At 75.1% G+C, this 11470-nt stretch carries 8 protein-coding genes and 1 pseudogene; 2 read left to right on the top strand and 7 right to left on the bottom strand.

Going from position 1 to position 11470, the window contains the following annotated elements:
* The 7 genes and pseudogenes from GTY84_RS19645 to GTY84_RS19615 form a co-directional block, all read right to left on the bottom strand.
* Nucleotides 1–535 (bottom strand): annotated as a pseudogene (locus GTY84_RS19645) (histidine kinase); the annotation flags it as partial.
* A gap of 2 nt (nt 536–537) precedes the next feature.
* Nucleotides 538–1227 (bottom strand): response regulator, encoded by a 690-nt coding sequence (locus GTY84_RS19640; protein WP_265296040.1) that lies wholly within the window; start codon nt 1225–1227, stop codon nt 538–540.
* 104 nt (nt 1228–1331) lie between these two features.
* Complete coding sequence (gene kdpC, locus GTY84_RS19635; protein ID WP_161227612.1) at nt 1332–2006, bottom strand: K(+)-transporting ATPase subunit C; 675 nt, start codon at nt 2004–2006, stop codon at nt 1332–1334.
* Between the two features lie 24 nt (nt 2007–2030).
* Nucleotides 2031–4130: a potassium-transporting ATPase subunit KdpB gene (gene kdpB / locus GTY84_RS19630; protein WP_161227611.1), complete on the bottom strand. Its 2100-nt coding sequence runs from the start codon at nt 4128–4130 to the stop codon at nt 2031–2033.
* Between the two features lie 32 nt (nt 4131–4162).
* Nucleotides 4163–5824 carry a potassium-transporting ATPase subunit KdpA gene (kdpA, locus tag GTY84_RS19625; protein WP_161227600.1) on the bottom strand — a complete coding sequence of 554 codons (1662 nt, stop codon included), beginning with the start codon at nt 5822–5824 and terminating at the stop codon, nt 4163–4165.
* A 7-nt stretch (nt 5825–5831) separates the two neighbouring features.
* Nucleotides 5832–5921, bottom strand: coding sequence for a K(+)-transporting ATPase subunit F (kdpF, locus tag GTY84_RS19620; protein WP_037727062.1), 90 nt, complete (start codon nt 5919–5921; stop codon nt 5832–5834).
* A gap of 694 nt (nt 5922–6615) precedes the next feature.
* Complete coding sequence (locus GTY84_RS19615; protein WP_161227599.1) at nt 6616–8259, bottom strand: ABC-F family ATP-binding cassette domain-containing protein; 1644 nt, start codon at nt 8257–8259, stop codon at nt 6616–6618.
* Nucleotides 8260–8567: 308 nt separating this feature from the next.
* Here GTY84_RS19615 and GTY84_RS19610 point away from each other — a divergent pair, with 308 nt between their 5' ends.
* Nucleotides 8568–9524, top strand: a complete 957-nt coding sequence (locus GTY84_RS19610; RefSeq protein ID WP_161227598.1) for an FAD-dependent oxidoreductase — start codon at nt 8568–8570, stop codon at nt 9522–9524.
* A 261-nt stretch (nt 9525–9785) separates the two neighbouring features.
* A complete protein-coding gene (locus GTY84_RS19605; protein ID WP_345943488.1) occupies nt 9786–11282 on the top strand; it encodes a M1 family metallopeptidase in 1497 nt (498 codons plus the stop codon).
* Nucleotides 11283–11470: the final 188 nt, after the last annotated feature.

Here is an 11470-nt window from a genome sequence, read left to right as displayed (position 1 = left end):
GGTAGATGTTGCCGTGGGCCATGCGGCGGCGCAGCGCCTGGGGCGACATGTCGACCAGTTCGATCTGGTCGGCGCGGCGGACCACCTCGTCGGGCACGGTCTCGCGCTGGCGGACCCCGGTGATGGACTCGACGACGTCGCCGAGGGACTCCAGGTGCTGGATGTTGACGGTGGAGACCACGTCGATGCCCGCGGCGAGCAGTTCCTCCACGTCCTGCCAGCGCTTGGCGTTGCGCGAGCCGGGGACGTTGGTGTGCGCGAGTTCGTCGACCAGGGCGACCGCCGGGCGGCGGGCCAGCACCGCGTCCAGGTCCATCTCCGTGAAGGCGCCGCCGCGGTGGTCCAGCCGGACGCGGGGGATCCGCTCCAGCCCGCTCAGCATCAGCTCGGTGCGGGGCCGTCCGTGGTGCTCGACGAACCCCACGGCGCAGTCGGTGCCGCGCTCGACGCGCCGGTGCGCCTCGGAGAGCATGGCGTAGGTCTTGCCGACGCCGGGCGCGGCGCCGAGGTAGATCCGGAGTCTGCCGCGTGCCATGGTCATCCCTCGAAGCGGTAGCCCATGCCGGGCTCGGTGATCAGGTACCGGGGGTGGGAGGGGTCGGCCTCCAGTTTGCGCCGCAACCGGGCCATGTAGACCCGCAGGTAGTTGCTCCGGCCGCGCTGGGAGGTGCCCCAGACCTCGTGGAGCAGGTGCCGCTGGGTGACCAGCCGTCCGGGGCTGGTCACCAGGATCTCCAGCAGGTGCCACTCGGTCGGGGTCAGCCGCACCTCCTGGCCGTCGCGCACGGTCCGCCGGGCGGACAGGTCGACGGTGAAGGTGTCCGTCTCGACCCTGGAGACCTCCGCCGCCGGTGCGGCGCCCTCGGTGCGGCGGACGGCGGCCCTGACCCGGGCCAGCAGTTCGTCCATGCTGAAGGGCTTGGTGATGTAGTCGTCCGCCCCGGCGTCCAGCGCGGCGACCTTCTCCCCGGACGCGTGCCGCGCGGAGAGCACCAGGACGGGCACCCCGGTCCAGCCGCGCAGCGCCCTGATGACGTCGACGCCGTCCATGTCGGTCAGGCCGAGGTCCAGCAGGACCACGTCGGGCCGCCGGACCCGCGCGGTGCGCAGCGCGGTGGCCCCGTCGGGCGCGGCGTCGGCCTCGTAGTCGCGGGCCCGGAGGTTGAGGAGCAGCGCGCGGGCCAGCCGGGCGTCGTCCTCCACCACCAGCAGGCGGGTCGCGGGCACGGGCGGCGCCTGCGGTGCGCGGCCGGGCGGCGGGGGCGGGGCGGGCACGGCGGAGGCGGCCGGGAGGGGTGCCGGGGGTGTGGCCCGCGGGCGGGCGGCGGTCGTCATCGGTCCGCCTCCGCCACGAGCCCGCGCAGCGCGATGTTCAGGGCGAGCACGTTGACCCGGGGCTCGCCGATGAACCCGAGGGTGCGGCCCTCGGTGTGCCGGCCGACGAGTTCCCGCACCCGCGCGAGAGGCAGGTCGTTGCGCAGGGCGACCCGGGGGGCCTGGAGGGCGGCGTAGGCCGGGGAGATGTGGGGGTCAAGGCCGGAGCCGGAGGAGGTGACGGCGTCGGCGGGGACGGCGGCGGGGTCCACCGGGTGGCCGGGGACGGAGTTGTCCCGGACGACGGCGGCCCGCGCGGCCCGGACCCGCCGGACGAGGACGGGGTTGTCGGCGGCGAGGTTGCTCGCGCCGGAGACGAGGAGGTCGTAGCGGGTGTTGAGGCTGTTGGTGCCCAGGCCCTCCCGGGGGCGGCCCTGGAACCACCTCGGGTCGGGCCGCGCTTCCTCCCCGGTCCCGCCGGACGGCAGGTCGTACGACTGGCCGATCAGCGCGGAGCCTGCGGTGCGGCCGTCGGCGCGCACCTCGGAGCCGTTCGCCCGGCCGGGCAGGAGCGCCTGGGCGGCGCCGGTGACGGCGAGGGGGTAGAGGACGCCGGTGAGGAGGGTGAGGGCGAGCAGGGCCCGCAGGCCCGCTCCGAGCGGACGGAGCGTACGGAAGACGGAGTTGTCCATGGCGGTCGGCACGCTTTCGGGGCGTCAGAGCCCGGGGACGAGGGAGAGGAGCAGGTCGATGAGCTTGATGCCGAGGAAGGGGGCGGCCAGGCCGCCGAGCCCGTAGACGGCGAGGTTGCGGCGGAGCATCCGGTCCGCGCTCATCGGGCGGTGGCGCACGCCCCGCAGGGCGAGGGGCACCAGGGCCACGATGACCAGCGCGTTGAAGATCACCGCGGAGAGGATCGCGGAGTGCGGCGAGGAGAGCCGCATCAGGTTGAGCGCGTCCAGCCCCGGATGCGCCGCGGCGAACAGCGCCGGGATGATCGCGAAGTACTTGGCGACGTCGTTGGCGAGGGAGAAGGTGGTCAGCGCGCCCCGGGTGATGAGCAGTTGCTTGCCGATCCCGACGATCTCGATGAGCTTGGTGGGGTCGGAGTCCAGGTCCACCATGTTGCCGGCCTCCTTGGCGGCCGACGTGCCGGTGTTCATCGCCACGCCCACGTCCGCCCGGGCCAGGGCCGGGGCGTCGTTGGTGCCGTCGCCGGTCATCGCGACCAGCCTGCCGCCGGCCTGCTCCCGTTCGATCAGCGCCATCTTGTCCTCGGGGGTGGCCTCGGCGAGGAAGTCGTCGACGCCCGCCTCCTCGGCGACGGCCCGCGCGGTCAGGGGGTTGTCGCCGGTGATCATCACCGTTCTGATGCCCATGCGGCGCAGCTCCGCGAACCGCTCCGGCATGCCGTCCTTGACCACGTCCTTGAGGTGGACGACGCCCAGGACGCGGGCTCCGTCCGCGTCCCCGGTCGCCACCAGCAGCGGGGTGCCGCCCGCCGCCGCGATGTCGTCGGCCCGGCGCAGCGCGTCCGGGGGGACCAGACCGCCGCGCGCGGTCACCCAGGCGGCCACCGACGCGGCGGCGCCCTTGCGGACCGCGCGCCCGCCGACGTCGACGCCGGACATCCGGGTCTGCGCGGTGAAGGGGACCCACTCGGCGCCCCGCGGCGCCCGCCGCCCGGCGTCGCCCTCGCCGTGGAGTTCCTCGGCGAGGGCGACGACCGAGCGGCCCTCGGGGGTCTCGTCGGCCAGTGAGGAGAGCCGGGCCGCCTCCGCCACCTCCGCCTCCGTCGCTCCGCCGACGGCGACGAACCCGGTGGCCCGCCGGTTGCCGTGGGTGATGGTGCCGGTCTTGTCCAGCAGCAGCGTGGAGACGTCCCCGGCGGCCTCGACCGCGCGGCCGGACATCGCCAGCACGTTGCGCCGCACCAGCCGGTCCATGCCCGCGATGCCGATGGCGGAGAGCAGGGCGCCGATGGTGGTGGGGATGAGGCAGACCAGCAGCGCCACCAGGACGGTCGTCGTCGGGCGGGCCCCGCTGTGCCCGGCCAGCGGCGGGAGCGTGGCGCAGGCCAGCAGGAAGACGATGGTCAGCGAGGCGAGCAGGATGTTCAGGGCGGTCTCGTTGGGCGTGCGCTGGCGGGCCGCGCCCTCCACGAGACCGATCATCCGGTCGATGAAGGTCTCGCCGGGCCGGGCCGTGATCCGGACGACGATCCGGTCGGACAGCACCCTCGTGCCGCCGGTGACGGCGGACCGGTCGCCGCCGGACTCCCGGATGACCGGGGCGGACTCGCCGGTGATCGCCGACTCGTCCACCGAGGCCACGCCCTCGACGACGTCGCCGTCGCCGGGCACGGCGTCCCCGGCCTCGCAGACCACCCGGTCGCCGACGGCGAGCCCGGTGCCGGGCACCCGCTCCTCGGTTCCGTCCGCGCGCAGCCGCCGGGCGACGGTGCCGGTCCTGGCCCTGCGCAGGCTCTCGGCCTGCGCCCGGCCCCTGCCCTCGGCCACCGCCTCCGCCAGGTTGGCGAAGAGCACGGTCAGCCAGAGCCAGGCGCTGACCGCCCAGCCGAACGGGTCGCCGGGGTCGGTGACGGCGAGGACGGTGGTCAGCACCGAGCCCGTCCACACGACGAACATCACGGGCGAGGCGAGTTGCGCCCGGGGGTCCAGCTTGCGCAGCGCCCCCGGCAGGGCCCCGGCCAGGGCGGGGCCGAGGAGTCCGGCGCCGGGGCGGGCCCCGGCGGACGGACGGCGGGCGGCGGGGGCGTCGTCGGGGGACGTCCGGGCGGGTGTGGCGGTGGACATGGTGTCCTCGTGCCTCCGTGTACGGGTGGTCGTCACGCCAGCCCCTCGGCCAGCGGGCCCAGGGCGAGGGCCGGGAAGTAGGTGAGACCGGTGACGATGAGGACCGCGCCCGCCAGCAGTCCGGCGAAGAGCGGCTTCTCGGTGCGCAGCGTCCCGGCGGTGACCGGGACGGGCCGCTGCCCGGCGAGCGAACCGGCCAGGGCGAGGACGAACACCATGGGCAGGAACCGGCCCAGCAGCATGGCGAGCCCGGTCGTGGTGTTGTACCAGTCGGTGTCGGCGGCGAGCCCCGCGAAGGCGGAGCCGTTGTTGTTGGCGGCCGAGGTGAAGGCGTAGAGCACCTCGGAGAGGCCGTGCGCGCCGGGGTTGAGGATCGAGGACGGCGGGGTGGGCAGCGCCATCGAGGCGGCGGTGAGCACCAGCACCAGGGCCGGGGTGACGAGGATGTTGAGCGCCGCGAGCTTCATCTCCCGGGGCCCGATCCGCTTGCCCAGGTACTCGGGGGTGCGGCCGACCAGCAGTCCGGCGACGAACACCGCGACGACCGCCATGACGAGCATCCCGTACAGCCCGGAGCCGGTACCGCCGGGCGCGACCTCGCCCAGCATCATCCCGGCCAGCGCGATGCCGCCGCCCAGCCCGGTGAACGAGGAGTGGAAGGAGTCCACCGCGCCGGTCGAGGTCATCGTCGTGGCCACCGCGAAGATCGCGGAGCCGCCGACGCCGAAGCGCACCTCCTTGCCCTCCATGGCCCCGCCCGCCGCCTGGAGCGCGGGGCCGTGGTGGGAGAACTCGGCCCACATCATCAGGGCGGTGAAGCCGAGCCAGAGGGCGGCCATGGTGCCGAGGACCGCCCGGCCCTGCCGCACCGATCCGGCCATCACTCCGAAGGTGCGGGTCAGCGCGAACGGGATCAGCAGGATCAGGAAGACCTGGAAGAGGTTGCTGAACGGGGTCGGGTTCTCGAAGGGGTGGGCGCTGTTGGCGTTGAAGTAGCCGCCGCCGTTGGTGCCCAGCACCTTGATGGCCTCCTGGGAGGCGATCGCGCCGCCGTTCCACTGCTGGGCGCCGCCGGTGAACTGGCCCACGTCGTGGATGCCGGAGAGGTTCTGCAGGGCGCCGCAGGCGACCAGGACCAGCGCCCCGGCCGCCGCGACGGGCAGCAGCACCCGCACCACGCCGCGCACCAGATCGGCCCAGAAGTTGCCCAGTTCACCGGTGCGGGAGCGGGTGAAGCCGCGCACCAGGGCGATGGCCACGGCCATGCCCACCGCCGCCGAGACGAAGTTCTGCACGGTCAGACCGGCGGTCTGCACCACGTGGCCCATCGTCTGCTCGCCCGCGTAGGACTGCCAGTTGGTGTTGGCGACGAAGGACGCGGCCGTGTTGAACGCCTGCCCCGGGCCCACCGGCCCGAAGCCGTAGGAGCCGGGCAGGACGCCCTGCAGCCGCTGGAGCAGGTAGAGGAGGAGGACGCCGACGGCGGAGAGGGCGAGGACGGCGCGCAGGTACGCGGGCCAGCGCATCCCGGCGTCGGGATCGGCTCCGATCCCCCGGTAGATCCACCGCTCGACCCGCAGGTGGCGGGTGGAGCCGTAGGTCCGGGCCATGTGGTCGCCCAGCGGGACGTGGAGCAGTGCCAGTGCCGCCACCAGGGCGAGCAGTTGGAGCACACCGGCGGTTACGGGACCCATGCGGCTCTCAGAACCTCTCCGGGAAGAGCAGGGCGAGGACGAGGTAGCCCAGCAGGGCGACCGCCACGACCAGGCCGACGATGTTCTCGGCGGTCACAGCTTCGCCACCCCCCGGGCGACGAGAGCCACCAGCGCGAAGACCGCGGTGGTGGTGAGGACGAAGGCCAGGTCGGCCATCGCTGGCTCCTTGGGCGTCGGGTCATCCGGCGAGCGGATCGGACGCCTTGAAGCAAACAGCCGTGCGGGGCCCGCTCACGAGGTCCGTTGACGCCTTCGATACGGCGCCCCGGCCACCTTTGACGGCTCCCTGACGAGGGGCGGCGGGGCGGGGTCCGAACGCCCCGCCACCGCGCCGGGCCGAGGGCGCGCGGGAATACGCCGGGCGCACCGGCGGCCGGGAGGGGCGGTTCCTCCCGGCCGGGTGCGGATGCGTGGCCGTGCGCGGGGCACGGGGGCGCGGGGGCGGTCGGCCCCGGGGGCGCGGGGGCCGTTGGGCGCGGGGTCCACCGGGGTCCGGGCGGGGGCCGCCGGGACCCTGCTCGCCGGGACGCGGGCGGCGGCGCGGGCCGGGCCCCGGCCCGGGGCGCCCCTCCCCGGCACCGTCCGGGTGGGGAAGGGCGGCGGGGGACCTGGGGTCTTTCGTCTGGATCAGGCCGGATCAGGGAGCGGGGTCCGGCGCCATGTGTCGCAGGGCGGAGGAAGGAGTCGGGGCGGAGCCCTGACGACCGACGACAACGCGGCGAGGCGCGGTGCCAGGGCCCGCGAGCCCGGCCTGATCCAAACGAGAGGTCCTATGTGTGCTCGGTGAGGGCGCCGTCGGTCAGGTGCAGGCGTCGGGTCAGGTGTACGGCGTCGAGCATGCGGCGGTCGTGGGTCACCAGGAGCAGGGTGCCCTCGTAGCTGTCGAGGGCGGCCTCGAGCTGTTCGATGGCGGGCAGGTCGAGGTGGTTGGTCGGCTCGTCCAGGACGAGGAGGTTGACGCCCCGGCCCTGGAGGAGGGCGAGGGCGGCCCGGGTGCGCTCGCCCGGGGAGAGGGTGGCCGCCGGGCGCAGCACGTGATCCGCCTTGAGACCGAACTTGGCCAGCAGGGTGCGCACCTCGGCCGGTTCGGTGTCGGGGACGGCGCCGCGGAAGGCGTCCAGCAGCGGTTCGGGGCCGTGGAAGACCGCGCGCGCCTGGTCCACCTCGCCGAGCAGCACGCCGGAGCCGAGCCCCGCGTGACCGGCGTCCAGCGGGACGCGGCCCAGCAGGGCGCCGAGCAGCGTGGACTTGCCCGCGCCGTTGGCGCCGGTGAGGGCGATCCGGTCGGCCCAGTCGACCTGGAGGGTGACCGGGCCGAGGGTGAAGCCGCCGCGGCGGACCTCGGCGTCCCGGAGGGTGGCGACGACCGCGCCGGACCGCGGGGCCGAGGCGATCTCCATGCGCAGCTCCCACTCCTTGCGCGGCTCCTCGACCACCTCCAGCCGTTCGATCATGCGCTGGGTCTGGCGGGCCTTGGCGGCCTGCTTCTCGCTGGCCTCGCTGCGGAACTTGCGGCCGATCTTGTCGTTGTCGGCGCCCGCCTTGCGCCGGGCGTTCTTGACGCCCTTGTCCATCCAGGCGCGCTGGGTCTGGGCCCGGTCCTGGAGGGCGGCCCGTTTGTCGGCGTACTCCTCGTACTCGTCGCGGGCGTGCCGGCGGGCCACCGCGCGCTCCTCCAGATAGGCCTCGTAGCCGCCGCCGTAGAGGTTGACCCGCTGCTGGGCGAGGTCGAGTTCGAGGACCTTGGTGACGGTGCGGGCGAGGAACTCGCGGTCGTGGCTGACCAGGACGGTCCCGGCGCGGAGCGAGCGGACGAAGCGTTCGAGGCGCTCCAGGCCGTCCAGGTCGAGGTCGTTGGTCGGCTCGTCGAGCAGGAAGACGTCGTAGCGGGAGAGCAGGAGCGAGGCGAGACCGGCCCGGGCCGCCTGGCCGCCGGAGAGCGAGGTCATGAGCTGGTCCGGGCCGACCGTCAGCCCGAGGGTCGCGGCGACCTCCTCGGCCCGCTCGTCGAGGTCGGCGCCACCCAGGGCGAGCCAGCGCTCCAGGGCCGTGGCGTAGGCGTCGTCGGCGCCGGGGGCGCCCTCGACCAGGGACTCGGTCGCCTCGTCCATGACGCGCTGGGCCTCGGCGACCCCGGTGCGGCGGGCGAGGAAGTCCCGGACGGTCTCGCCGGGCCGGCGCTCGGGCTCCTGCGGAAGATGGCCGACGGTGGCGGACGGCGGGGACAGGCTCAGCCCGCCCTGCTCCGGGGTCGCCAGCCCGGCGAGCATCCGCAGCAGGGTGGACTTGCCGGCGCCGTTGGCCCCGACGAGACCGATCACGTCACCGGGCGCGACGACGAGGTCGACTCCGGTGAACAGGGCGCGCTCGCCGTGGCCGGCGGCGAGGTTCTTGGCGACGAGGGTGGCAGTCATCAGGGCACCGATCCTAGGGCCTGTCCGACCGTCGCCGTCGTCGCCCGTGGGGCGCCCGTGGGGCGGCCGTGGGGCGGCCGTGGGGCGGCCGTGGGGCGGCCGTGGGGCGGCCGTGGGGCGGCCGCGCGGCCTCAGGTGCGTGCACTCGGCTCGCCGGGCCCGGGGCCTTGGTACGGGACGCACTCGGGGCCCGGCCCGGTCCCGGCGCCGCTCCTTCGCGGTCCCGGCGCCATCCCGGCCCGTGCCGCCCGGTCACACACGCCCGAGGGTCTCCCGTGGTCCGGCGGCCGGGGCCTATCGTCCCGGATGTGACGAGTGGAACGGAAGACGAGATCGTCGTACTGGGTGGCGGGGTGATCGGGCTGACCACCGCCGTGGTCCTCGCCGAGCGCGGCCGGCGGGTGCGGCTGTGGACGCGGGAGCCCGTCGAGCGGACCACGTCGGCCGTGGCCGGGGCGCTGTGGTGGCCGTACCGGGTGGAACCGGTGGCACTGGCCCGGCGGTGGGCGCTGCGCTCGCTCGACGTGTACGAGGAGTTGGCGGCGCGCCCCGGGGAGACCGGGGTCCGGATGGTCGAGGGGGTCCTCGGCGAGACCGGCCGGGAGGAGGTCGAGGGCTGGGCCGCGGCCCGGCTGCCGGGACTGCGGGCGGCGACGGCCGGGGAGTACGCCGGGACGGGGCTGTGGGCCCGGCTGCCGCTGATCGACATGGCGGCCCATCTGCCGTGGCTGCGCGCGCGGCTGCTGGCGGCGGGCGGCACCGTGGAGAGCCGGGCGGTGGCCCGGCTGTCGGAGGCGGACGCGCCGGTGGTGGTCAACTGCACCGGGCTGGGCGCCCGGGAGCTGGTCCCGGACCCGTCGGTGCGGCCGGTACGGGGGCAGTTGGTCGTGGTGGAGAACCCGGGCATCCGCACCTGGGTGGTCTCCACCGACCCGGTCTCGGGCGAGATGGCGTACTTCTTCCCGCAGCCCGGCCGCCTCCTCCTGGGCGGCACGGCGGAGGAGGACGCCTGGTCGGCGGAGCCGGACCCGGCGGTGGCGGCGGCGATCGTCCGGCGCTGCGCGGCCCTGCGGCCGGAGATCGCCGGGGCGCGGGTGCTGGAGCACCGGGTGGGGCTGCGGCCGGCCCGGGACACGGTGCGGCTGGAGCGCCGCGCGCTGCCGGACGGGCGGGTCCTGGTGCACAACTACGGGCACGGCGGCGGCGGGATCACCGTCGCCTGGGGCTGCGCGGAGGAGGCGGCGCGGCTGGCCGCCGGGGTCTGACGGGGCGGCGGGCGGCCCGCCGTGGAAGGTGCGGGGAGGGCGGGACGGTGCCGTCGGCGACCGGGCGGTGTGGGGCGGGCGGGGCGCGGGCGGGGACGTGCGCCGGGGTGCGCGCCGGGGGTCGTGTGGCGGGGTGCGCGCCGGGGGTCGTGTGGCGGCCGGATGACGATCGTGTGTCCGGTGGCCCCGTCGACACGGCGGACGGCCCCGGGTCTCATTAGGCTCCGAACACCCCTACCGCCCCTACGACTTGGAGCTTCCGTGCACCGCAGAATCCTTGTACCCGGCGCACTCGGCGCCGCCTCCCTGATGCTGGCGATCCCGGCGTCGGCCGCGGCCCACTCCCCCGGCGCTCCGGGCATCGGTGACCCCTACTACCCGACGTACGGCAACGGCGGCTACGACGTCTCCCACTACGACCTGCGCCTGCGGTACCAGCCGGCCACGGACCTGCTGGAGGGCACGGCGACCATCCTGGCGCGCACCACCCAGGACCTCGACCGCTTCGACCTGGACTTCCTGCTGGATGTGGAGGAGGTGCGGGTGAACGGCGCGAAGGCGTCCTTCGCCACCTCCGGCGAGCACGAGCTGGAGGTCTCCCCGAAGTCCCCGCTGCGCAAGGACACGCAGGTCACCATCGTGGTCCGGTACACCGGGGTGCCCTCGTCGAAGCAGGCGTACGGCTTCACGAGCTGGCACCGCACCCCGGACGGCGGTATCGCCGCCAACGAGCCGGAGTCGGCCGCCTGGTGGTTCCCCAGCAACGACCACCCGCTGGACAAGGCCACCTACGACGTGTCGGTGCAGGTCCCGGACGGCGTTCAGGCCATCTCCAACGGAACGCTCCAGTCGACGAGTTCACGGCTCGGCTGGACCCGCTGGAACTGGCGCTCCGACAAGCCGCAGGCCACGTACCTCGCGACGCTGGCGGTCGGCCGGTTCGACCTCAGCACGGGCACCACCGAGAGCGGCATCCCCGTCGTCAACGCCTACAGCAGGGACCTGGGCGCCAACGCCGGTGCCGCCCGGGCCAGCGTGGAGCGCACCGGCGAGATCGCCGACTGGCTGAGCGAGTACTTCGGGCCCTATCCGTACAACGCCGTCGGCGGCTACGTGCCCAACACCACCACGGGGTTCGCGCTGGAGACCCAGACCCGGCCGTACTACAGCCCCCGGCAGTTCGCCAACGGGTCGAACGTGTCGGTGGTCGTCCACGAGCTGGCCCACCAGTGGTACGGGGACCTCGTGTCGGTGCGGGGCTGGAAGGACATCTGGATCAACGAGGGCTTCGCCCGCTACGCCCAGTGGCTCTGGTCCGAGCACGAGGGCGAGGGGACGGCGCGGGAGCTGGCGGACCACGTCTACGCCATCTATCCGGCCGACTCCCCCTTCTGGACGGTGCGGCCCGGCGACCCGGGGCCGGACAACCAGTTCCACACCGCGGTCTACGACCGGGGCGCGCTGGCGGTGCAGGAACTCCGCGAGACCATCGGTGACCGGGCGTTCTTCACCGTGCTGAAGGGCTGGCCGCGCCGGTACGCCCACGGCAACGCGTCGGTCGCGGACTTCCGCCGGTACGCCGAGGAGGTCTCCGGCAGGCCGCTGGCCGCCCTGTTCGACACCTGGCTGTTCCAGCCGTCGAAGCCGGCCGCCCGGTCCGGACGCGCGGCCGGACCGGCGGTGGCGGCGGCCCCGGCACCCGCCGAGCCCCGGTCGTGGCGCCGGATCGCCGCGACCAACACCGTCCACCAGCACTGACGTTCCGTGGGCGGGGCGCGTCGCGGCCCCGCCCACGGGGTTCCCCTCCGGTGCGCGGGAGGTGCCCCCCGGGAGCCGTTCGGGGCGCCCGGGTCGGGCGGTCGCCGTCGGCCCCCAGGGAGCCGGTCGCGGTGCGGGCGCCGCCGACCGCCTTCCAGCGCCCGCCGCGCGAGGAGCCGTGCCCGGGT

The sequence above is a fragment of the Streptomyces sp. SID8352 genome (assembly GCF_009862265.1).
Taxonomy (GTDB): Bacteria; Actinomycetota; Actinomycetes; order Streptomycetales; family Streptomycetaceae; genus Streptomyces.
Note: the sequence above shows the minus strand (reverse complement) of the source record. Positions and strands in the feature narration are given on the sequence as shown.